Origin of the sequence: Pseudomonas sp. GD03842 (assembly GCF_029841165.1) — a bacterium.
Taxonomy (GTDB): Bacteria; Pseudomonadota; Gammaproteobacteria; order Pseudomonadales; family Pseudomonadaceae; genus Aquipseudomonas.
Genome location: NZ_JAOCEA010000008.1, coordinates 1 through 22,169 on the forward strand (window position 1 = coordinate 1; position 22,169 = coordinate 22,169).

At 59.8% G+C, this 22,169-nt stretch carries 16 protein-coding genes and 1 pseudogene; 6 read left to right on the top strand and 11 right to left on the bottom strand.

The genetic code is table 11. The features are described 5' to 3' along the window. Positions 1 to 481: 481 nt before the first annotated feature. Positions 482 to 2,476: a choline transporter BetT gene (gene betT / locus N5D61_RS12845; RefSeq protein WP_279893099.1), complete on the top strand. Its 1,995-nt coding sequence runs from the start codon at positions 482 to 484 to the stop codon at positions 2,474 to 2,476. Between the two features lie 31 nt (positions 2,477 to 2,507). On the opposite strand, the pseudogene N5D61_RS12850 reads toward betT, so the two are convergent. Further along, positions 2,508 to 3,423, bottom strand: a pseudogene (locus N5D61_RS12850) (LysR family transcriptional regulator). Positions 3,424 to 3,556: 133 nt separating this feature from the next. Between N5D61_RS12850 and mgrA the strand changes: the two are divergent. Beyond that, positions 3,557 to 4,594, top strand: a complete 1,038-nt coding sequence (gene mgrA, locus N5D61_RS12855) for an L-glyceraldehyde 3-phosphate reductase (RefSeq protein WP_108237626.1) — start codon at positions 3,557 to 3,559, stop codon at positions 4,592 to 4,594. 124 nt (positions 4,595 to 4,718) lie between these two features. On the opposite strand, the gene ntrC is transcribed toward mgrA, so the two are convergent. The 6 genes from ntrC to glnA all read right to left on the bottom strand — a co-directional run bounded on the left by ntrC (position 4,719) and on the right by glnA (position 10,980). Next, positions 4,719 to 6,155 (bottom strand): nitrogen regulation protein NR(I), encoded by a 1,437-nt coding sequence (ntrC, locus tag N5D61_RS12860; RefSeq protein WP_108237627.1) that lies wholly within the window; start codon positions 6,153 to 6,155, stop codon positions 4,719 to 4,721. Beyond that, on the bottom strand, positions 6,152 to 7,237 hold the full coding sequence (gene glnL / locus N5D61_RS12865) for a nitrogen regulation protein NR(II) (protein ID WP_108237628.1): 1,086 nt from the start codon (positions 7,235 to 7,237) through the stop codon (positions 6,152 to 6,154). The genes ntrC and glnL overlap by 4 nt, the downstream gene beginning before the upstream one ends. Positions 7,238 to 7,528: 291 nt before the next feature. Further along, on the bottom strand, positions 7,529 to 8,173 hold the full coding sequence (locus tag N5D61_RS12870; protein WP_279893103.1) for a DUF4124 domain-containing protein: 645 nt from the start codon (positions 8,171 to 8,173) through the stop codon (positions 7,529 to 7,531). Then, positions 8,157 to 8,678 carry a DUF4124 domain-containing protein gene (locus tag N5D61_RS12875; RefSeq protein WP_279893105.1) on the bottom strand — a complete coding sequence of 174 codons (522 nt, stop codon included), beginning with the start codon at positions 8,676 to 8,678 and terminating at the stop codon, positions 8,157 to 8,159. The genes N5D61_RS12870 and N5D61_RS12875 overlap by 17 nt, the downstream gene beginning before the upstream one ends. A gap of 127 nt (positions 8,679 to 8,805) precedes the next feature. Beyond that, positions 8,806 to 9,366 (bottom strand): chorismate mutase, encoded by a 561-nt coding sequence (locus tag N5D61_RS12880; protein WP_279893107.1) that lies wholly within the window; start codon positions 9,364 to 9,366, stop codon positions 8,806 to 8,808. Between the two features lie 207 nt (positions 9,367 to 9,573). After that, positions 9,574 to 10,980 carry a glutamate--ammonia ligase gene (gene glnA / locus N5D61_RS12885; protein WP_108237632.1) on the bottom strand — a complete coding sequence of 469 codons (1,407 nt, stop codon included), beginning with the start codon at positions 10,978 to 10,980 and terminating at the stop codon, positions 9,574 to 9,576. A gap of 330 nt (positions 10,981 to 11,310) precedes the next feature. Here glnA and thiI point away from each other — a divergent pair, with 330 nt between their 5' ends. Both thiI and typA read left to right on the top strand, forming a co-directional pair. Next, positions 11,311 to 12,765, top strand: a complete 1,455-nt coding sequence (thiI, locus tag N5D61_RS12890; RefSeq protein WP_279893109.1) for a tRNA uracil 4-sulfurtransferase ThiI — start codon at positions 11,311 to 11,313, stop codon at positions 12,763 to 12,765. A 140-nt stretch (positions 12,766 to 12,905) separates the two neighbouring features. Then, on the top strand, positions 12,906 to 14,726 hold the full coding sequence (gene typA / locus N5D61_RS12895; protein WP_108237634.1) for a translational GTPase TypA: 1,821 nt from the start codon (positions 12,906 to 12,908) through the stop codon (positions 14,724 to 14,726). A gap of 188 nt (positions 14,727 to 14,914) precedes the next feature. Here typA and N5D61_RS12900 read toward each other — a convergent pair whose 3' ends face one another. The 3 genes from N5D61_RS12900 to N5D61_RS12910 all read right to left on the bottom strand — a co-directional run bounded on the left by N5D61_RS12900 (position 14,915) and on the right by N5D61_RS12910 (position 18,220). Further along, a complete protein-coding gene (locus N5D61_RS12900; protein ID WP_108237801.1) occupies positions 14,915 to 15,370 on the bottom strand; it encodes a YkgJ family cysteine cluster protein in 456 nt (151 codons plus the stop codon). Between the two features lie 92 nt (positions 15,371 to 15,462). Further along, positions 15,463 to 16,848, bottom strand: coding sequence for a GTPase/DUF3482 domain-containing protein (locus tag N5D61_RS12905; RefSeq protein WP_279893112.1), 1,386 nt, complete (start codon positions 16,846 to 16,848; stop codon positions 15,463 to 15,465). Beyond that, positions 16,841 to 18,220: a DUF2868 domain-containing protein gene (locus N5D61_RS12910; protein ID WP_279893114.1), complete on the bottom strand. Its 1,380-nt coding sequence runs from the start codon at positions 18,218 to 18,220 to the stop codon at positions 16,841 to 16,843. Before N5D61_RS12910 ends, N5D61_RS12905 begins: the two co-directional genes overlap by 8 nt. A gap of 108 nt (positions 18,221 to 18,328) precedes the next feature. Between N5D61_RS12910 and N5D61_RS12915 the strand changes: the two genes are divergently transcribed. Both N5D61_RS12915 and N5D61_RS12920 read left to right on the top strand, forming a co-directional pair. Further along, a complete protein-coding gene (locus N5D61_RS12915) occupies positions 18,329 to 18,841 on the top strand; it encodes a dihydrofolate reductase (protein ID WP_279893275.1) in 513 nt (170 codons plus the stop codon). Between the two features lie 250 nt (positions 18,842 to 19,091). Then, positions 19,092 to 20,147, top strand: a complete 1,056-nt coding sequence (locus N5D61_RS12920) for a haloacid dehalogenase-like hydrolase (protein ID WP_279893116.1) — start codon at positions 19,092 to 19,094, stop codon at positions 20,145 to 20,147. Between the two features lie 100 nt (positions 20,148 to 20,247). On the opposite strand, the gene ilvD is transcribed toward N5D61_RS12920, so the two are convergent. Further along, entirely contained in the window at positions 20,248 to 22,095 is a 1,848-nt protein-coding gene (ilvD, locus tag N5D61_RS12925) for a dihydroxy-acid dehydratase (protein ID WP_108237639.1), read from the bottom strand. Between the last annotated feature and the right edge of the window lie 74 nt (positions 22,096 to 22,169).

Consider the following 22,169-nt stretch of genomic DNA (forward strand, 5'->3'; position numbering starts at 1 on the left):
CCGTTGCACCCTGTAGGAGCGCGCTTGCCCGCGATTGCGGTGTATCTGCGGTATCTGTTGCCTGACACAACGCTGTCGCGGGCAAGCGCGCTCCTACAGTCCAGCCTTCGGTGTGGGCCCGTTCGGCCTCCCCAATGGGTCCTCAGCTCCCTTGTGAACCAAGCCCATCTGCAACAGGGTGACGGCGCAAAAATAACCCCGCCATTGCACCCCGTAGGAGCGCGCTTGCCCGCGATTGAGGTGTATCTACGATAAATCTGTTGCCTGACACAACGCTGTCGCGGGCAAGCGCGCTCCTACAGTCCAGCCTTCGGTGTGGGCCCGTTCGGTCTCCCAAATTGGTCCTCAGCTCCCTTTTCATGTTTTAATTGAACGTTCAATCAAGTTAAACCGGTGGTTCGCTGCCCTTCAGACCAGGAGGCCTACCCTTGCCGTATTTGCTCTGCATGAACGTTTCACTCGTTACGCTGAGGACAGATTCATGAGTGCGTCGAGCGCGCAAACCAGCGCGTCGGTCCGCATGAATGGGCCTGTTTTCTACTTCGCTGCCAGTTTCATCCTGCTGTTCGGACTGATCGTCATCCGTTATCCGGACGCAGCAGGCCAGTGGCTCCTTGCCGCGCAGAACTGGGCCGCCAACACCGTTGGCTGGTACTACATGCTGGCGATGACGCTTTACTTGCTGTTCGTGGTGGTCACCGCGCTGTCCGGCTACGGGAAGATCAAGCTCGGTGCCGATCACGACCAACCCGAGTTCAGTTACCTGTCCTGGGCCGGGATGCTGTTCGCGGCGGGTATCAGCATCACGCTGTTCTTCTTCTGCGTCTCCGAACCCCTGACCCACATGCTGCAACCTCCGCAGGGCGAAGGAGGCACGACCGAGTCGGCGCGGCAAGCGATGCAGCTGCTGTTTCTGCACTGGGGCCTGCACGGCTGGGGCGTTTTCGCCTTCGTTGGCATGGCGCTCGCCTATTTCGCTTATCGTCACAACCTGCCGCTGGCGCTGCGTTCGGCCCTCTACCCGCTGATCGGCAAGCGGATCAACGGGCCCATCGGCTATGCCGTTGACGGATTCGGCATCATCGCCACCGTTTTCGGCCTGGGTGCCGACATGGGTTTCGGCGTACTGCACCTCAATTCCGGCTTGGATTACCTGTTCGGCGTGGCCCACACCCATTGGGTTCAGGTCGGGCTGATCACGCTGATGATGGGCGCCGCGATAATCGTTGCGGTGGCTGGGGTCGATAAGGGCGTGCGGGTCATGTCGGACATCAACATGCTGCTCGCTTGCGCGCTGCTGCTGTTCGTCTTGTTTGCAGGGCCGACTCAATACCTGCTCAATACCTTGGTGCAGAACGTCGGCGATTACCTCGGCGCATTGCCGGTCAAGAGCTTTGACGTGTACGCCTACAACGGCCCAAGTGACTGGCTGGGTGGGTGGACCGTGTTTTATTGGGCCTGGTGGATCGCGTGGTCGCCGTTCGTCGGGCTGTTCATCGCCCGCATTTCCCGTGGCCGAACCATCCGCGAGTTCGTTTTCGGTGTCTTGCTGATCCCGCTGGGCTTCACCTTGGCCTGGATGTCGATTTTCGGTAACAGCGCGCTTGATCTGGTGCTCAACCATGGCATGGCGGCACTTGGGGTGTCTGCCATCGAGGACCCTTCCACGACCCTCTACCTGATGCTGCAGAATTACCCGTGGAGCAAAACCGTCATTGCCGTCACGGTGTTCATCAGCTTCGTTTTCTTTGTCACCTCGGCAGACTCGGGCACCGTCGTACTTTCAACCCTCTCAGCCAAAGGCGGTAGCGCTGATGAAGATGGGCCCAAGTGGTTGCGTGTTTTCTGGGGCGTGATGACGGCACTCATTACCAGCGGCTTGCTGTTTTCGGGCAGTATCGATGCCTTGAAGTCAGCGGTCGTACTCACTTCGCTGCCGTTCTCGCTGATTTTGCTGACGATGATGTGGGGGCTGCACAAGGCGTTTTACATGGAGTCGCAGCGGCAAATCGCTCAGCTTTATTCCTTGGCGCCAGTCTCCGGTGCCCGGCGTGGAGGCTGGCGTCAACGCCTCAGCCAGGCGGTGCATTTCCCCTCCCGTGACGAGGTCTATCGTTTTCTCGATCAAACGGTGCGACCAGCCATCGAAGACGTCACGGCGGTTTTTCAGGAGAAGGGCCTGAGCGTCGTTACCCAGCCTGATCCGGCGAGCCACACGGTAGGGTTGGAAATCGGCCACGGTGAAGAGCGGCCGTTCATCTATCAGGTTGCGATGCGCGGTTACTTCACGCCGTCGTTCGCGCGTGCCGGAATGGGCTCCAAGCAACTCAACAATCGCCGGTATTACCGAGCAGAGGTGCATTTGAGCGAGGGCAGCCAGGATTACGACCTGGTGGGCTACACCAAGGAGCAAGTGATCAACGACATCCTCGACCAATACGAGCGGCACATGCAGTTCTTGCATCTGGTGCGTTGACCGGCCGGCTCTCACGAAATGGATCAGGCAGTCAGCGCAACGTCTGCGCCTGGGCGTCAGCCTTTGTGATTGAGCTTGCTTTGGCGAACGCGGCCTGCTGTCCTTGCAATGCCGGCGCATCCAAGGCATGGGGCGCTTGCAGATGGGTGTGCAGCAGCCGCAGCGCAGGCGTATCGAGCGCCTGTGCCGCGTAGCACAAACCCACCCGGCGTATGAGGCTGGGCGCGCGGGCCGTTCGTGTGATCACGCCGGGTTGGTGGCTGACCATCGACTCTGGCAGCATTGCCAACCCTGCACCGGCGGCGACCAACCGCAATGCCAGCGTCAGGGACCCAGCGGTGGCCGCCACCGAGCCCGAGTTGCGGTTGTACACCTCCATCAAGCGTTGATGAGAGGGGTGCGATGGGCAGGTGATCCACGGCACGTTGCTCAATTGCGCCTCGTCCAGATGAGGGTGATCGGCCAGCGGATGAGTCACTGGAAGCGCCAGTACGAATGGCTCTTCCCACAATGGCAAAAACAGTTCGTCTTCGCAGCAGTCTTCCTCCACTGACAGACGTGCATCGCCGCTGCAACCCTCCTGCAGCGTCAACAGCAGATTCGGGACCGCTCTGTAGGCCATGACGAGAAAGGCTTCCAGATGACGGGCAGCGATTTCGTTTTCCACGCCAATTTCCAGCGCCAATCGGTCATTGCGTTGACGGAACTGATGCGTCAATGCCTGAGCTTCCGCCAGCAATCGGCGCGCTTGTGGATAAAGTGTGCGGGCATCGTCCGTGACTTCAACGCCTCGGGGCAAGCGCTCGAACAGCGTCGTGCCGAGTGCCTCCTCCAACTGGCGGATCGTTACCGACAGGGTTGGCTGGCTGGTACAGGCGCTGTGCGGCGGAGGTGATGTTGCGTTCCTCGAACACGGCGATGAACGCATTGAGCTGACGCATATCCATATCAGAACCCGATACCAGCGAGAGGAATAAAGCATTTTTCGGCGGTTGTAAGGGCTGAATATACTCGTTTTATCGCTTATCCATTGGCTCGCCTTATCGCTCACCTGCCACTTCCGAAAGAAGAGAGGATTGAATGACCTACATCGCTGCCGAAAATCGCTACGAACGCGTCCCTTATCGCCGGGTAGGCCGCAGCGGCCTGGTGCTGCCTGCACTGTCGATGGGGCTGTGGCACAACTTCGGTGACAGCACCCCGATGGACACCCAGCGTGCGATGCTCCGAACCGCGTTCGACCTGGGGATCAACCACTTCGACCTCGCCAATAACTACGGGCCGCCTTACGGCAGCGCCGAGGTCAACTTCGGCCGCCTGCTGCGAGAGGACTTCAGGCAATACCGCGACGAACTGATCATTTCCACCAAGGCCGGCTGGGACATGTGGCCCGGTCCTTATGGTCAAGGCGGCGGTTCACGCAAATATGTGCTGGCCAGTCTCGATCAGAGTCTGCAGCGAATGGGACTGGATTACGTCGACATCTTCTATTCCCATCGCTTCGACCCGGACACGCCTCTGGAAGAGACGGCAGGCGCGCTCGCCACTGCGGTGCAGCAGGGCAAGGCGCTGTATATCGGCATTTCGTCCTATTCCGGCGCCAAGACCCGAGAGATCGCCGGCTTGCTCAAAGAATGGAAAGTGCCACTGCTGATTCATCAGCCCGCGTACAACCTGCTCAACCGTTGGGTGGAGAAGGATCTGCTAGAGACCACCGATGAGTTGGGCGCGGGCGTGATTGCCTTCACGGCGCTTGCTCAGGGCCTGCTTTCCGACAAATACCTCAACGGCATTCCGAAAGACGCGCGGGTCAATCGCCCTGGAGGTGGCTCGCTGCAAGCCTCGCACCTTTCAGAAAAGAACATCGAGCACGTCAGGGCGCTGAACGAGATAGCCAAACGTCGCGGTCAGAGCCTGGCGCAAATGGCCTTGGCTTGGACGCTGCGAGATCCGCGGGTGACGTCGGCGCTGATCGGGGCCAGCCGTCCTGAGCAGATTATCGAAAACGTCGCTGCGCTGGACAATCTCGCGTTCAGCCAGGAGGAGCTGGTCGAGATCGACCGGTTTGCGGTGGAAGGCGGGATTAACCTGTGGGAAAAGCCGTCGTCGGCTGAGTGATGCGATTACTTTTGTAGGAGCGCGCTTGCCCGCGACTGCGGTGTATCAGGCAGTATGTAGGTGTCTGACACACCTCGGTCGCGGGCAAGCGCGCTCCTACAGAGCGACGCGCCTGCCAGGGGAATTAACCCTCATCCCCCTCATCATCCTCCCCACCATCGATCTTCATGCCCAACTCCTTGATCTTGCGGGTCAAGGTGTTGCGGCCCCACCCCAGCAGCACGGCGGCGTCGCGACGGCGGCCTGCGGTGTGCTTCAGGGCGGTTTCGATCATGATGCGTTCGAACGTCGGTACGGCGCTGTCGAGCAGGCTGGACTGACCACGGGCCAGTGCCTGGTCGGCCCACTGACGCAGTGCCTGCTCCCAATTGGTCACCGGTGCAGCGTCCTGCGGCAGGCTCAGCAACTCTGGCGGGAGGTCGCTGATGTGCACTTCGCGACCGGACGCCATGACGGTGATCCAGCGGCAGGTGTTTTCCAACTGACGTACGTTGCCCGGCCAAGGCAAGTGTTTGAGGTATTCCTCGGTCTCGGCTTTGAGCAACTTCGGCTCGACCGCCAGTTCCTGCGCGGCGCGACTGAGGAAATGCTTGGCCAGGGTCGGGATGTCTTCGCGGCGGTCCGACAGGCGTGGAATGTGGATACGGATGACGTTCAGGCGATGGAACAAGTCTTCACGGAACTTGCCCGCCTGGACCAGGGTTTCCAGATTCTGGTGGGTGGCGGCGATGATTCGAACGTCCACCTTGACCGGCACATGGCCGCCCACGCGATAAAATTCGCCATCGGCCAGCACGCGCAGCAGGCGTGTCTGCGTATCGGCCGGCATGTCGCCGATTTCGTCAAGGAACAGCGTTCCGCCGTCAGCCTGTTCGAAACGGCCTCGGCGCAAGTTGGCGGCGCCCGTGAACGCCCCTTTTTCATGACCGAACAGCTCGGACTCCATCAAGTCCTTGGGGATTGCCGCCATGTTCAGCGCAATGAACGGCGAGGCTGAGCGTGGGCTGTGACGATGCAGAGCATGGGCCACCAGTTCTTTACCCGTGCCTGACTCGCCGTTGATCAACACGGTGATGTTGGAGTGACTCAAACGCCCGATGGCGCGAAACACTTCCTGCATCGCTGGCGCTTCACCGATGATCTCGGGCGTGCGGGTCAGGGCTGGCGCAACGTCCATCCCTTGCTGTTCCTGAGCATGTTGATTGGCTCGTTTGACCAGCGAAACCGCTTCATCGACGTCGAACGGCTTGGGCAGATACTCGAAGGCACCGCCTTGATAGGACGCCACGGCACTGTCCAGATCGGAATGGGCCGTCATGATGATGACCGGCAGCCGCGGATGCAGCTCGCGGATTCGCGCCAACAGGTCCAGGCCGCTGGCGCCGGGCATGCGAATATCGGAAATGATCACGTCTGGCTGCTGACGCGCCAAGCGGCTCATCACACCGTCAGCGCTGTCGAAGCTCTGAGTGGTCATGCCTTCTTGTTGCAAGGCCTTTTCCAATACCCAGCGGATGGAACGGTCGTCGTCGACGATCCAGACAGTTTCACTACGGCTCATGTCGAAGCTGCTCCTTGTTCCAGCGGCAGGAAGATCGAGAAGGTGGTGTGGCCGGGATGGCTTTCACACTCGATCAGCCCCTGGTGCTGACTGATGATGTTCTGGGTGATGGCAAGGCCCAGCCCGGTGCCATCCGGGCGGCCGCTGACCATGGGGTAAAAAATGGTTTCCTGAAGCTCCGGCGGTATGCCGGGACCGTTGTCGATGATTTCGATCTTGCTCACCAATCGGTGGCGCACATGACCAATCGTGAATTGGCGCATGGCACGGGTACGCAGACTGATGCGCCCCAGGCGCAGTTCATTTTGGCCGCTGATCGCCTGCATGGCGTTGCGCACAATGTTAAGTACTGCCTGGACCATCTGGTCGCGGTCGATCAATACGTCCGGGATACTCGGGTCGTAGTCGCGCACCAAGGTGATGCAGCCCTGGCTTTCCGCCTCTACCAGACTGCAGACGCGCTCCAGCACTTCGTGAACGTTGGTCATCGCCAGTGACGGCAGCTTGTTGGAGCCGAGCATGCGGTCCACCAGATTGCGCAGGCGGTCGGCCTCTTCAATGATGACGTTGGTGTAATCCTTGAGGCTTTCTTCCGGCAACTCTCTGGCAAGCAGCTGCGCGGCGCCACGAATGCCGCCCAGCGGGTTCTTTATTTCGTGCGCCAGGCCACGCACCAGCATTTTGGTGGTTTCCTGCTTGGAGAGTTGGGCCTCTTCCTTGGTGATGCGCAGCAGACGGTCACGCGGGTGGACTTCCAGCAGCAGCATGGTCTGCCCCGGTGCCAGGATAGGCGTGACGGCATAATCGACCGTCAACGTCTGGCCGGTCAACGCGGTCAGCATCGCCTCACGCTTGGTGAACGGATGCGCCTGTTCGACCGCCTGACGAAGCGAGCTGAGGGCTTCGGCGGATTCGGTGAACAATTCACTGATGAATTGTCCATGGCTGCGCTGACCGCTGATTGCCAGCAGCATCTCAGCCGCTGGATTCATGTATTCCAGGCGAAGGTCCGCGTTGAGCAGAATCGTGGCAGTGGTCAGGTTGTCGAGTAGCAATCGGTGCAACGTATCGCTGATCGTCATGAATTTCGTTGACCTCTTTTGGCACATTGCACGGGAAGGGGCCCAAACGTGCAGGCTCTGTTTGGTCTTCGCCAGCGTGGATAGCCGCTGATACGGTGCTTGGCTCATGAGATTGCAAAAACCAAACCAAGGCTCCGAAAAGAAGCGCCCGATGACGCATTTCGGACTTTTTTTGCACCGTCAGCGCAATAAGGGCGCAGCGCGTCCTTGGTCGTGAACCAAAATGGGCTTTCGAACGCTCGGCTCGTTCAGGTTGTGCACTGTTTTGGAGCTTAGTTGAAATGGCGCCGATTATCTGAAGAAAGGCAGGATGCTGCTTTCTTCAGGAGGTTTGTCTTTGAGGGGGCATTCGGGACGTACGCCGTAATCGTCGACTTTGCAGGGTTGGGCGAGGCGCTTTTGCGCCAGGGAGATACGCATCAGGTGAAAGGGTTGGTTGGGGGTGCGCTCGGCTACACGACCGAATTCGTCGACGATTTCAATCGACAGTTGATGGGTCCCCCGGTCGATGTTGGTCATTGGAAACACCGGACTGCGACCACCTTCTGCATAGACCTGGTTATCCAGCAGCAGGCGGTAGGTATGGCCGGGTTGCAGCGCCGGGTCGTTGGTGACGGTCACGATCAGATTGCCCTGCATATCCCGAAGGGTACTGTCCGGCTCCGGCGCCAGGATACGGACCAACTGGTAATGGAAGAGCGGACCAGGCTTTGGCCGGGTGCTGGACGTCTGCGACGGCTTCTTCGGCGTCGACCGGATTTCGTTACTTGGGGCGATCGGCACCTTCTTCGCGTTCTTGTGCGGCTGATCGGTGAATACCCGGTTTCCTTCGGCATCGATGTAGGTGTAGACGTCGGCAACGGCCGTTTGAGTCAGCGTTATCAACAGACATAGCAGCGCGACGCGTGCCCAGCTCACTTCAAGGCTTGCCGACATGAACGCGCTGCACGGTCAGGTTGACGGTCTGGCTCTGCTGGACGATCTCGGAGCCCTGTAACACCTGCACCGAAAGACTGTGCTCGCCCCGGTCCTGCTCCAGAACCTGGAAGCGCGGGATATTGCTGGGCGGCCCATAAGGTCTGCCGTCAATCATCAATTGCAACATGTGACCGGGCTGTAGGCGCGGCTGTATGGCGACGCCAACGGTGAATGAGCCGTTGTTGGCGCGCAAGGCTTCTCCGTCAGGCAGGTCTGTCAATTCAAGCACCTGGTATGTCGCGGCCGCTTGCTGGTTCTGAGCAGGTGCTGGACCTGGTGGGGGAGGTGCTGGCGCAACGGTATCGACGCTGTTGAGCGGTGGCAGGTTGACCGCTTCAGCCTTGGTGCCATCGGGTGGTTGATTGCTATAGGCGGTGTTGCCGTTGGCGTCGGTATATTTGTAAATCTGCGCGACAGCGGGAAGCGCAAGCAACAGCAGCACTAAGGCGAGGCTTTGACGCATGAACACTCCATGACCACGATCGGAAAAACGTCCAGCAAGACCTGCGCTATTTCCATAGCGTCAGACATTGGGGCCAGCATAGAGCAAAACCAACATCACGGTTGGTGTGCTCGGGCAGTTCTCGGGATCAGCGGTCATCCGCCGGCAGGCATAGGCTGTCGGACGCCCGCTGCAGCGCGGTGACCGCGATCGGATCGGTCGTCTGGCGCTGGATCTCGACCTGCACCCAGTCTCGGCATGCCTTGTCATGGCGGAACGTCTGGAACGCTGCGTATTTCTGCATCATGACCGGCTGCAGCGCGTCGAGCCGCGTGCGAATGCCCGCGGTCAGGCTTTCACCTGGAGTCTCGGGGGGTTGAGTGGTATGCCAGTGTTCCAGCCGTGCGTATTGGACCATCTTGTTGGCGTCGATCTGGGCCGTCATGAAACGACGCACGTCATCTTTTTCCAGCCCATAACGGGTCGCCTGCCCCTGCGCATTGGCGATCACCTGTTGCTCGCGCTCGGTGTCCTGCACCGGCTTGCCGCTGTAGAACTTGCTTCGCGCGACATCGGTCGCGATGTCGAGGCGCTGATTCATCGCCTCGATCAGCGGGCGAAGTGCGGGAGGGGCGGAGGCCGCCGATGGGGTGGCGCAACCGGTGGTCAGGGCTGCGGCGAAAAGCATCAGCCAGGGGGAGGCTGGCATTCTTGAGAGTGGGCCAGTCATAACGGCATCCAGGCAGGAAAGAAGGTGGGACAGTATTCACGAAATACGGTCGGAAAAAACGATAAACATGTACCACTCACCTATGAGTTCGACACGCTCATGCTATACCCGCCGTCAAGACGCGCCTTAAATGACGGGCACAAAAAAGGCCTCCCGAAGGAGGCCTCTTATCGAACCGCCGCAGAATCAGACGCTGTAGTACAGGTCGTATTCCAGTGGGTGAACGAAGGTGCGGACCTTGATTTCTTCTTCCGACTTCAGAGCGATGTAAGCGTCGATGAAATCGTCGCTGAATACGCCGCCTTTGGTCAGGAAGGCACGGCCCTTGTCCAGCTCTTCCAGGGCTTCTTTCAGGCTGCCGCAAACTTGTGGGATCTCTGCTGCTTCTTCTGGCGGCAGGTCGTACAGGTTCTTGTCAGCGGCATCGCCTGGGTGGATCTTGTTCTGGATACCGTCCAGGCCAGCCATCAGCAGCGCCGAGAAAGCCAGGTATGGGTTGGCAGCCGGGTCTGGGAAGCGTGCTTCGATACGACGGCCTTTAGGGCTGGAGACGTACGGAATGCGGATAGAGGCGGAACGGTTGCGCGCCGAGTAGGCCAGCATCACCGGTGCTTCGAAACCTGGGACCAGACGCTTGTAGGAGTTGGTCGACGGGTTGGTGAAGCCGTTCAGCGCCTTACCGTGCTTGATGATGCCGCCGATGAAGTACAGAGCGGTATCGGACAGGCCGGCATAGCCTTCGCCTGCGAAGGTGTTCTTGCCATCCTTGGAGATGGACATGTGAACGTGCATGCCCGAACCGTTATCGCCGTACAGAGGCTTAGGCATGAAGGTGGCGGTACGGCCGTAGGCGTCGGCGACGTTGTGCACCACGTACTTCAGGGTCTGGGTTTCGTCGGCTTTCTTCACCAGGGTGTTGAACTTGACGCCGATTTCGTTCTGGCCGGCAGTCGCCACTTCGTGGTGGTGAACTTCGACGGTCAGGCCCATTTCTTCCAGTGCGTTGCACATGGCAGTACGGATTTCGTGGTCGTGGTCGACCGGTGGAACCGGGAAGTAACCGCCTTTGACGCCTGGACGGTGACCTTTGTTGCCGCCTTCGACTTCCTGGTCAGTCATCCACGAACCCTGTTCGGAGAAGATCTTGAACATGGAACCGGAGATGTCGGATTTGAACTGTACCGAATCGAAAATGAAGAATTCTGGCTCAGGGCCGACGAATACGGTGTCACCGATCCCGGTGGACTTCAGGTATTCCTCAGCGCGGTGAGCGATGGCGCGTGGGTCGCGGTCGTAACCTTGCATGGTCGAAGGTTCGATGATGTCGCACACCAAAATCAGGGTCGGCTCTTCGGTGAACGGGTCCAGAACGGCGGTTTCGTCGTCCGGCAGCAGGATCATGTCGGAGGCTTCGATGCCTTTCCAGCCGGAGATGGACGAACCGTCGAACATCTTGCCGACTTCGAAGAAGTCGTCGTCCAGTGCATCGCGCGCTGGCATGGTGACGTGCTGCTGCTTGCCTTTGGTGTCCGTGAAGCGCAGATCAATCCACTTAACGTCATGATCTTTGATGAGTTGAACCGACTTCGACATGCTGTCCTCCGGGTGGAATAGGGCTGGGTAGTTGTTGGCCCTTCAATTTGGGTGATGCCGGGCGCGATAGTCGGCCAAGGCAACCTGCCTCACAAGGGAGCAATTTGCATGCCAGTGCCCCGTGTTGGGTTTCTCGCTCGAAACACCCGTTTTTGCGGCGCAAAACGTCGCATTTCTGAAAATGGGCGCACCTTTATGGTGCTTGATAATTGTATACAGTGCATTTTTGGTGCGCTGATGATCGGGCGTACGATAACTGGTTAAACCTTGAGCAATTTCCGCTATAATCCGCGCCCCCCTTTTTCGACCGGCACCTCGCGCGCTGTTTTCATGAAACTAATCGTCAAAGTTTTTCCAGAAATCACCATCAAAAGCCGGCCTGTGCGCAAGCGCTTCATCAAACAGCTGGCCAAGAACATCCGTACCGTGCTCCGCGATCTGGACCCGGCACTGGTGGTCGATGGCGTGTGGGACAACCTGGAGGTCGAAACGAAGGTCGAGGATACGAAAGTGCTGCACGAGATGACCCAGCGCCTCAGTTGCATGCCGGGGATCACACATTTTCTGCAGATCGACGAATACCCGCTGGGCGACATGGACGACATTTACGAAAAGTGCAAACTGCACTTCGGCCATGCGTTGCCCGGCAAGATTTTCTCGGTGCGCTGCAAGCGTGGCGGCCACCATGATTTCAGCTCGATGGATGTCGAGCGCTACGTGGGTAGCAAACTGCGCCGCGAGTGCGGTGCAGCGGGCATTTCGCTGAAGGCGCCCGAAGTCGAGGTGCGGATCGAGATTCGCGATCAGCGCCTGTTCGTCATTCACAGCCAACATGACAGCATCGGCGGTTATCCACTGGGTTCGCTGGAACAGACGTTGGTGCTGATGTCCGGCGGCTTCGACTCGACCGTGGCTGCCTACCACATCATCCGGCGCGGGATGATGAGCCATTTCTGCTTCTTCAACCTGGGTGGTCGTGCGCATGAATTGGGCGTGATGGAAGTGGCCCATTTCCTCTGGAAAAAGTACGCCAGCTCTCAGCGTGTGCTGTTCATCAGTGTGCCGTTCGAGGAAGTGCTGGGAGAAATTCTCGGGAAAGTCGACGACAGTCATATGGGTGTCGTATTGAAGCGTATGATGTTGCGCGCAGCGAGCCGAATGGCCGACCGCCTCGAGATCGATGCGCTGGTCACCGGCGAGGCGATTTCCCAGGTGTCGAGCCAGACGCTGCCGAACCTTTCGGTCATCGACTGCGTCACGGAAAAGCTGGTCTTGCGTCCGCTCATCGCCAGCCACAAGCAGGACATCATCGACGAAGCCGACGCGATCGGTTCCGGGGATTTTGCCCGGCACATGCCTGAGTACTGCGGCGTGATTTCGGTCAATCCGAAAACCGCAGCCAAGCGCTATCGCGTCGAGCATGAAGAAAAAGCGTTCGACATGGCCGTACTGGATCGCGCGATCGAGAATGCGCGCCTGATGCCTATCGATCGAGTGATCGAAGAGCTTGGCCAGGACGTACAGGTCGAGGAAGTCAGCCAGGCGCTGGCGGGGCAAGTGATCATCGACATTCGTCATCCCGACGAAGCCGAGGACAGCCCGCTGGAACTGTCGGGCATCGAAGTGCAGGCACTGCCGTTCTTCGCAGTGAACAGCCGCTTCAAGGAACTGGACCCTACGCGCCAGTACCTGCTGTATTGCGACAAAGGCGTCATGAGTCGCCTGCATGCTCATCATCTGCTCAGTGAGGGGCATGCCAATGTGCGCGTTTATCGACCGAGCTAAGTGCCCGGGGCTGTTTGCCTGTGGCCTGCGTCACCGGCCCCCCGACACCAGTCGTCAGCCGTAACGGCTTGCGCCGGTTTCTGTCTTCATAGCTGACTACAATCAGTCAGCTCACCGAATCCTCTGATCGAGATACACAAGTGATCGAAAATCTACGTAACATCGCCATCATTGCTCACGTTGACCACGGTAAAACTACCCTCGTCGACAAGCTCCTGCGTCAGTCCGGCACTCTTGAGCGTAACGAGCTCAACGACGAGCGCGTGATGGACTCCAACGACCAGGAAAAAGAGCGCGGCATTACCATTCTGGCGAAGAACACCGCGATTCGCTGGAACGACTACCGCATCAACATCGTCGACACCCCAGGCCACGCCGACTTCGGTGGCGAAGTTGAGCGTGTGATGTCGATGGTCGACTCCGTACTGCTGCTGGTCGACGCTCAAGACGGCCCGATGCCGCAAACCCGTTTCGTGACCAAGAAGGCATTCGAAGCCGGTCTGAAGCCAATCGTCGTCATCAACAAGGTTGACCGTCCGGGCGCGCGTCCTGACTGGGTTCTGGACCAGATCTTCGACCTGTTCGACAACCTGGGTGCCACCGACGAACAGTTGGACTTCAAAGTCGTCTACGCCTCGGCCCTGAACGGCATCGCCGGTCTGGACCACACCGACATGGCCGAAGACATGACCCCGCTGTACCAGTCGATCGTCGATAACGTCCCGGCTCCGACCGTTGACGTCGACGGTCCTTTCCAGATGCAGATCTCTGCGCTGGACTACAACAGCTTCCTGGGCGTCATCGGTGTTGGCCGTATCGCTCGCGGTCGCGTCAAGCCAAACACTCCGGTTGTCGCTATCGACGTCGATGGCAAGAAGCGCAACGGCCGTATCCTGAAACTGATGGGCCACCACGGTCTGCACCGCGTGGACGTCGAAGAAGCCACCGCGGGCGACATCGTCTGCATCAGCGGCTTCGAAGAACTGTTCATCTCCGACACCCTCTGCGACCCGAACACCATCGAGGCGATGAAGCCTCTGACCGTTGATGAGCCGACCGTTTCCATGACCTTCCAGGTCAACGACTCGCCGTTCTGCGGTAAAGAAGGCAAGTTCGTGACCTCCCGTAACATCAAGGAGCGTCTGGACAAAGAGCTGCTGTACAACGTTGCGCTGCGCGTTGAAGAAGGCGACTCGGCTGACAAGTTCAAGGTTTCTGGCCGTGGTGAGCTGCACCTGTCGGTTCTGATCGAAACCATGCGTCGCGAAGGCTTCGAAATGGCCGTTGGCCGTCCGGAAGTGATCATCCGCGTCAAGGATGGCGTGAAGCAGGAGCCTTTCGAAAACGTCACCATCGACATCCCTGAAGAAGCTCAGGGCAAGGTCATGGAAGAAATGGGTCTGCGTAAAGGCGACCTGACCAACATGGCGCCGGATGGCAAGGGCCGTGTACGTCTGGAGTACAACATTCCAGCCCGTGGTCTGATCGGTTTCCGTAACCAGTTCCTGACCCTGACTTCCGGTGCGGGCATCCTGACCTCGATCTTCGATCGTTACGACACCATGAAGTCGGGCGACGTCTCGGGCCGTCAGAACGGTGTTCTGGTTTCGGTCGAGACCGGCAAGGCGCTGACTTACTCTCTGGAAACCCTGCAGGCTCGCGGCAAGCTGTTCATCGAGCACGGTCAGGACATCTACAACGGTCAGATCATTGGTCTGAACAGCCGTGACAATGACCTGGGCGTTAACCCGACCAAAGGCAAGAAGCTCGACAACATGCGCGCTTCGGGCAAGGACGAGGTGATCGCTCTGGTTCCGCCAGTTCGCCACACGCTGGAACAAGCGCTGGAATTCATCCAGGACGACGAGCTGTGCGAAGTGACGCCGAAGTCGATTCGTCTGCGCAAGAAGATCCTGGACGAAGGCGAGCGTACCCGCGCTGCCAAGAAAGCCAAGGCTTGATCTAGCCCAGGCTGAATGAAAACGCCCCCGGTCGAAAGCCCGGGGGCGTTTTTGTTTGTGCAGGGTTTAGGGCTTTTCAGCGCTGTAGGAGCGCGCTTGGCCGCGATTGCGGTGTGTCAACCACCCGATACCCGATGCCTGCCGGAAAGACCGCAATCGCGGGCAAGCGCGCTCCTACAAGCTCCTCTTCAAAACTTGAGGGGCGTGCGCGCAGAGTTCGTACGCAATGTGCCGCTGTCTTGGCGCTCAGGCGCTTTGGGCTTGTAGGCGCAGTACCCCGGACGGGGTCCGATTTTCGGGTGGTTGCGACAGGTGTCGGGGCGTTTGTCGTAGATGGTGCACAAGCGGCTCTTGCGATCCAAATAGAGGCAATCGTCGTTGCTCATGCGCTGCAACGTGAAAATCCCCGACTTCTGGTTGAAGCGCTCGATAATGCCTTCCTTCTGCAAGCGCTTGGCGATGTTCTTCGGGTTGTCGCCCATTTCGAACTCGTCGACCACGCCGATGCGGATCAGATCCTTGATCTTTGCCTCGACCGGCAGCGTGCAGCAACTGGATACGCAGCCTCCGCACATGTGGCTGGAATACTTCTGCCAGGTTTCCAGACGGTCGATTTCTGCAGCGGCGATCAGGGTCGGTTTCATCACGGTGAACTCAGGGTGTATCGGGCGCGCGATCATACCGGGCGGCGCGCATTTCCCCTATCGCAAAATGATCGATACGACTGTCGGCAGTGTCATCGAGCAATCGTTGTCGCCAACGCTTCGATTTGCTCCTGGCGCTCGGCCTGATTGAGCTTCGCATGCGGGTTCAGCGACGACCACTGCGGATGCGCCCGGGCCTTGTGCAGCGCGTCGGGCAGTTTGCCCTCGCGCCAGGATTTGTCTTGGGGTGTTTCCAGCTTGATGCTGTCCATCGCCGCATGGCCCCGCGCCTCCAGCGCCAGCAGCAGTTGCCGTTGGCGCAAGGCCAGCAATCGCAGCACGGCATCATCGACGGTCAATTCCCGCTGGCCTTTGAGTTTGCCGAGCAAGCGGCTTCCATAGCTGCGCGCGGTCTGCAACGCACCACCGGCAATTGCCCCGACCAACGCCGCAGCGCCGAGGGTAATGCCGCCGACCAGCAGGTCCACACCCGCACCCGCCGCTGCACCCGCGGCAATGCCGCTGCCGACGCGCACGCCCAACAGTTTCAGGGTTTCCGGGTTGAACAGGTCGTCGCCCCAGCGCCCGTCGAGCAGGGGCAGGTCACTGGCTGACGCGTCCTCACGGCGAAAGGCATACAGCTTGAGCAAGGCTTCGACGCAACGCTGTTCGCGCTGGCGCACCGATTTGCGCAGGTCTTCAATCGCGGCATTCACTTGGCTGGCTTCGGTCGCCACACTGCGTCGACAGGCCGCGCAATCGACTAGCAATTCGGCGATCAAGCGCGCTGCACTGTGACGACGGACTTCGCGCTGGGCCTGCTGATCGAGTACCAGCCGCTCCAACTGATCGCGAGACGATTCCAGCAGCAGCGCAAGGCTTTCATAAAGCCGTCGTTCGCTGTCCTCTGGTGGAGCAACGCTGTCGAATCTCACCAGTGCGTGCAGGCCGAGCCGCGCCAGCGCTTCGCGCCAGTCCGGCTCGCGAGGGTGCGCGCTGCTGACAAAGTTCAGGACTGGCAGCAGCGGCTTGCCACAGCTGGCGAGCACGGCCAGCTCATCGCGGTACTTGGCAAGCACCGGTTCACGGGCATCGATGACGTATAGCCCTGCATCCGATGCCAGCAACTGACGCAAGACTTTGGCTTCCTGTTCGAAACGTTGCCGGGCTTCGCTGCCGTCGAGAAACCGTGCCAGCCGTGCCGGGCCATCAAGGCGTTCGCCGGGGCGATCAAGGCGCTCCAGGTAGTCGAGCAGCGCGATGGCGTCTTCCAGGCCCGGCGTGTCGTACAGCTCCAGCAGGGGCTCTCCGTCGACCGACAGCCGCGCACCCTCGACGTGTCGGGTGGTGCTGGGGCGATGGGAGACCTCGCCGAATCCCACATCGCGGGTCAGGGTGCGTAGCAGCGATGTCTTGCCGACGTTGGTGTGCCCGACAACAGCCAGTTTCAGTGGGCGATGAGCGTGCTTGTCAGTCATGTCCAGTCTCCAGCCACGTGAGCGGCGCACTGTCTACCCATTGCAACTCCAATTGCTGCAGGGCGACGTGCCAGTCTCCCAGCCGATCTGCGTCCAGCGCCTCACCGACGGGTGCGGGCAAGAGCCAGATGCGTGTCGCCGTGGCGCAACGGGCGAGTTCGGCGATCAGCGCGAGGCTGCCCCGGTCCGGCGAACGGCGGGGGTCGCACGCGATAGCCAGACGTGCAGGCGGATAGCGGGTCAATTGGTCAAGCAGGGTACGGCGGGATTCACGGCTGTCGAGGATGCCAGCGTCAGCAATGGTATCAGGGAGCTCTGGCGGCCAAGGGCGTTGATTGTCCAGCTCGATGGCCACCAGCAAGGCGCCTTGGCTGTTTTCGGCAGAGTGGCCGGTTTGCACCTGATGCAGCCGGGCGGGCGCAGCGTCGCTGACGCCGAGCCGCTCGCTACTGGGCATCAACCGCTCGCGCAGCTCGGCATAACCCGGCTCGCTCACATCCAGCACGAGATGTCTACGGCCCGCGCGCCAGCGCCCGTAGCACAAGATCGTCAGCAGCAGACGCGGAAAGATGCCATACACCAACAGCACGCCGACCAGCCATGCCGCCCAAGCTTGCCGGGCGTTTTCGATGATCAGGGCGCTGTCGCCGCTGGCGCGGATCATTGCCTCGTTGGGCACGTTGAAGCCCAGGAGTGAAGGCAGGCTGCCGAGGGTCTGGGTCAGGCTGACGAATGTGTCGCTGCCCAGAATGGTGGTTTCCCAGACGAACCCGTAGCGCCGGGTCGCCATGAGCAAGAGCAGCAAGACCAGCGCGCTGGACAGGGCCAACAGCCACAGCCCGTTGACGCACGCCCCGAGCAGCCAGCGATTCAGACGCTTGCGCTGGAGCAGCAGAATCAGCGCCGGGGCCAGTTGCGCGGCCCGAGCATCGCGGGCGAGTTTTTCGCTGAGCCACAGCCAGAATCGGCCAAGGCTGGCAGCGCTATCGCCGGCAAACAGAAAGCCCAGCGCCCAACTGATCAGCAGAATCAGGTTCAGCCCCAACAAACTGCCCAAGGCCCAGAATACGTTGACCGGTGTTTGCCCGTCACCGAGTGCGGCGAAAGCCAGCCCGGCCCCGCTGACCACGGCAAAGATCCCTAACAGGATCAGCGACAGGCGAGCGCCCTGCTTCCAGTGCCGCAAGGCGGTCACCATACCGTCGCGCTCGGCCAGCCACAGGGCGCGGTTCTTGATGCGGGTCAGCAGGTCGCCGGCCGTGGTGCGGGCGCGGCGGCTGGCTTCTTCGTCCTCCAGGGCGCCTGCGTGTTGCTCGCGCAGGCGCACCGCTTCGGTCAGCCAGAGTTCATCGAGTGGGGTCAGTGCAGTCACGCGGTGTCTCGTTGGTAAGTTCAAGAGGGAGCATAACCGTTGTGACCGCTATCGCGAGCTTCCGTGCATTGCATGCGTGTAGGCATGTGTACTGCTATCCTCGCCGCCATGAAAAAACATCTTCCCCTCAGCCTGATCGCCGCGCTCGCGGAAAACCGCGTGATCGGCATCGACAACTCCATGCCCTGGCACCTGCCGGGGGATTTCAAATACTTCAAGGCCACGACGCTGGGCAAGCCGATCATCATGGGTCGCAAGACGTGGGATTCATTGGGCCGCCCGCTGCCGGGGCGATTGAACATTGTGGTCACCCGTCAGCCAGACCTCAAGCTGGAAGGTGCCGAAGTCTTCACTTCGCTGGACGCCGCCGTTGAGCGCGCCGAGGATTGGGCCTCAGCGCAAGGCGTCAGCGAGGTCATGTTAATTGGCGGCGCCCAGCTTTATGCCCAAGGATTGGAACATGCGGACCGACTGTACCTGACTCGCGTGGCGCTGAATCCTGAGGGGGATGCGTGGTTTCCTGCTTTTGATGAGGCGCAGTGGAAGCAGGTGTCAAACGTCGAGAACCCGGCGGTGGATGACAAGCCAGCGTACAACTTTGAGGTGTGGGAGCGCCTGTGACGCTGGCATCGCAGGCAAGCGCGCTCCTCCATTGAGATGCAACCAACCGTAGAAGCGCGCTTGCCCGCGACGGCGGTACAGCGAGCTCTACCCTGACTCAGGCTGTCACAAATATGTCGTTTTTACGTCATTTGTCGTGAATGGCACTTCATGTGGCGCCATCAGAACACGCACGGTCGCTGACGCATTAAAACAGTCATGGCTTTTTGTTACGGTCCAGCCTCGCATTTGAAAAGGGGAGGACACCGTTATGAAATTCGCTCCAAAACTGTTGGCCGCTGCCCTCTGCCTGGGCCTTGCCGGGCAGGCATTTTCCACCGAGCTCAAGCATTGGCCGGAACCTGCCGCCAAGCAACTCGATGCCATGATCGCGGCGAACGCCAACAAAGGGAATTTCGCCGTTTTCGACATGGACAACACCAGCTATCGCTACGATCTGGAAGAGTCGCTGTTGCCGTTCATGGAGAACAAAGGGCTGATCACCCGTGAAAAGCTCGATCCCTCCCTCAAGCTGATCCCGTTCAAAGACACCGCTGAGCACAAGGAAAGCCTGTTCAGTTATTACTACCGACTTTGCGAAATCGACGACATGGTCTGCTATCCATGGGTCGCACAGGTCTTTTCAGGGTTTACCCTCAAAGAGCTCAAAGGTTATGTCGACGAACTGATGGCGTCCGGCAAGCCGGTGCCCAGTACGTACTACGACGGGGACGTGGTCAAAACCATTGATGTCCAGCCACCGAAGGTCTTCACCGGCCAGGCCGAGCTTTACAACAAGCTGATGGAAAATGGCATTGAGGTCTACGTGATGACTGCCGCCTCCGAGGAGCTGGTGCGCATGGTCGCCTCCGATCCCAAATACGGTTACAACGTCAAGCCGCAGAACGTGATCGGTGTGACCACCCTACTGAAGAACCGGGAAACCGGCGAGCTGACGACCGCGCGCAAGCAGATCAGCGCAGGCAAATACGATGAGAAGGCCAACCTTGGCCTCGAACTGACGCCTTACCTGTGGACCCCTGCGACCTGGATGGCAGGCAAACAGGCAGCGATCCTGACCTACATCGACCAGTGGAAAAAACCGGTACTGGTGGGTGGCGATACCCCGAGCAGCGACGGCTACATGCTGTTCCACGGTGTCGATGTGAGCAAAGGTGGCATTCATCTGTGGATCAACCGCAAGGACAAATACATGACCCAACTCAACGGCATGATGAAGTCCAACGCAGAAGCGCAGGCCAAAGAAGGGCTGCCGGTGACCGCGGACAAGAATTGGGTGATCGTCAAGCCGGATGACATTCAGTAAGACGCGCTTGCGGCTTTCGAGGCCGCGCGTTTCAGGGCACAAACCTGAATACAAAAGCCCGGCATCGCTGCCGGGCTTTTTGTTCGTTGCGTAAAGCCAGTTATGGCACCAGCTTATCCAGCATCGCTTTGTCACGCACCGCGCCTTTGTCAGCGCTGGTCGCGAGCAGGGCGTAGGCTTTGAGGGCAGTGGTCACTTTGCGTGGCCGTGTTTCGGCAGGACGCCAGCCTTTTTTGTCCTGCTCGGCACGACGGGTAGCCAGTTCCTCGTCGGAGACCAGCAGATTGATCGAGCGGTTCGGGATATCAATCAGCACTTTGTCACCATCCCTTACCAGGCCGATTGCGCCACCGGCGGCGGCTTCCGGCGAGGCGTGGCCGATGGACAGGCCGGAGGTCCCGCCCGAGAAGCGTCCGTCGGTCAGCAAGGCACAGGCCTTGCCCAGGCCTTTGGATTTCAGGTACGACGTCGGGTAGAGCATTTCCTGCATGCCCGGACCGCCTTTCGGGCCTTCGTAGCGAATGATCACGATGTCGCCGGCCTTGACCTCGTCGGCGAGAATGCCGCGCACGGCGCTGTCCTGGCTCTCGAAAATCTTCGCGTTACCTTCGAAGACATGAATCGACTCGTCGACGCCGGCGGTTTTCACTACGCAGCCGTCCAGCGCGATGTTGCCGTACAGCACGGCAAGGCCGCCTTCTTTCGAATAGGCATGCTCGACGCTGCGGATACAGCCATTTTCGCGGTCATCATCCAGGCTTTCCCAACGGGTGGACTGGCTGAACGCAACTTGGGTCGGAATGCCAGCCGGGCCCGCCTTGAAGAAGGTGTGCACCGTTTCGTCGTCAGTCTGGGTGATGTCCCACTGGGCGATTGCCTCTTCCATCGAGCGCGCGTGGACGGTTGGCAGGTCGGTGTGCAGCAGCCCGCCGCGCGCCAGTTCGCCGAGAATGCTGAAAATGCCCCCGGCGCGGTGCACGTCTTCCATGTGGTACTTCTGGATGTTCGGCGCAACCTTGCACAACTGCGGCACTTTGCGCGACAGGCGATCGATGTCGCGCAGGTCGAAGGCCACTTCGGCCTCCTGAGCGGCCGCCAGCAAGTGCAGGATGGTGTTGGTCGAGCCGCCCATGGCGATGTCCAGTGTCATCGCGTTTTCGAACGCTTTGAAGTTGGCGATATTGCGCGGCAGTACCGAATCGTCGCCGTCGCGATAATAGGTCTGGCACAGTTCGACGATGCGACGACCGGCGCGCAGGAACAACTGCTCGCGGTCGGCGTGGGTCGCCAGTGTCGAGCCGTTGCCCGGCAGCGCGAGGCCCAGGGCTTCGGTGAGGCAGTTCATCGAGTTGGCGGTGAACATCCCGGAACACGAACCGCACGTCGGACACGCGCTGCGCTCGTATTCGGCGACTTTTTCGTCGGACGCCGAAGAATCGGCCGCAATGACCATGGCGTCGACCAGGTCCAGGCCATGACTCGCCAATTTCGTCTTGCCGGCCTCCATCGGGCCGCCGGAGACGAAGATCACGGGAATGTTCAGGCGGAGGGCGGCCATCAGCATGCCGGGGGTGATCTTGTCGCAGTTGGAAATGCAGACGATGGCGTCTGCGCAGTGCGCGTTGACCATGTACTCAACGGAGTCGGCGATGATTTCGCGGCTCGGCAGGGAATACAGCATGCCATCGTGGCCCATCGCGATCCCGTCATCGACGGCGATGGTATTGAATTCTTTCGCGACACCGCCGGCTTTTTCGATCTCGCGAGCGACTAGTTGGCCCAGGTCCTTGAGGTGAACGTGGCCAGGCACGAACTGGGTGAACGAGTTGGCAATAGCGATGATGGGCTTCTTGAAATCTTCGTCTTTCATGCCCGTTGCACGCCACAAGGCGCGCGCGCCGGCCATGTTGCGGCCGTGGGTGGACGTTTTCGAGCGGTAATCAGGCATTGGAGCACTCCGGGCGGCTAATCAGGTTCAGTAAGGGAGTGAGCTTCTCGTGGTCCAGTGCAACGACGTCAGGT

Excerpts from the sequence above, each read along its gene's own strand:
- N5D61_RS12920 (WP_279893116.1), top strand. The coding sequence starts at position 19,092 with ATGAAATTCGCTCCAAAACTGTTGGCCGCTGCCCTCTGCCTGGGCCTT.
- N5D61_RS12880 (WP_279893107.1), bottom strand. The coding sequence starts at position 9,366 with ATGCCAGCCTCCCCCTGGCTGATGCTTTTCGCCGCAGCCCTGACCACC.
- N5D61_RS12915 (WP_279893275.1), top strand. The coding sequence starts at position 18,329 with ATGAAAAAACATCTTCCCCTCAGCCTGATCGCCGCGCTCGCGGAAAAC.
- N5D61_RS12870 (WP_279893103.1), bottom strand. The coding sequence starts at position 8,173 with ATGTCGGCAAGCCTTGAAGTGAGCTGGGCACGCGTCGCGCTGCTATGT.
- betT (WP_279893099.1), top strand. The coding sequence starts at position 482 with ATGAGTGCGTCGAGCGCGCAAACCAGCGCGTCGGTCCGCATGAATGGG.
- N5D61_RS12900 (WP_108237801.1), bottom strand. The coding sequence starts at position 15,370 with ATGAAACCGACCCTGATCGCCGCTGCAGAAATCGACCGTCTGGAAACC.
- N5D61_RS12875 (WP_279893105.1), bottom strand. The coding sequence starts at position 8,678 with ATGCGTCAAAGCCTCGCCTTAGTGCTGCTGTTGCTTGCGCTTCCCGCT.
- thiI (WP_279893109.1), top strand. The coding sequence starts at position 11,311 with ATGAAACTAATCGTCAAAGTTTTTCCAGAAATCACCATCAAAAGCCGG.
- ilvD (WP_108237639.1), bottom strand. The coding sequence starts at position 22,095 with ATGCCTGATTACCGCTCGAAAACGTCCACCCACGGCCGCAACATGGCC.
- glnL (WP_108237628.1), bottom strand. The coding sequence starts at position 7,237 with ATGACGATCAGCGATACGTTGCACCGATTGCTACTCGACAACCTGACC.
- glnA (WP_108237632.1), bottom strand. The coding sequence starts at position 10,980 with ATGTCGAAGTCGGTTCAACTCATCAAAGATCATGACGTTAAGTGGATT.
- N5D61_RS12905 (WP_279893112.1), bottom strand. The coding sequence starts at position 16,848 with ATGACTGACAAGCACGCTCATCGCCCACTGAAACTGGCTGTTGTCGGG.
- mgrA (WP_108237626.1), top strand. The coding sequence starts at position 3,557 with ATGACCTACATCGCTGCCGAAAATCGCTACGAACGCGTCCCTTATCGC.
- ntrC (WP_108237627.1), bottom strand. The coding sequence starts at position 6,155 with ATGAGCCGTAGTGAAACTGTCTGGATCGTCGACGACGACCGTTCCATC.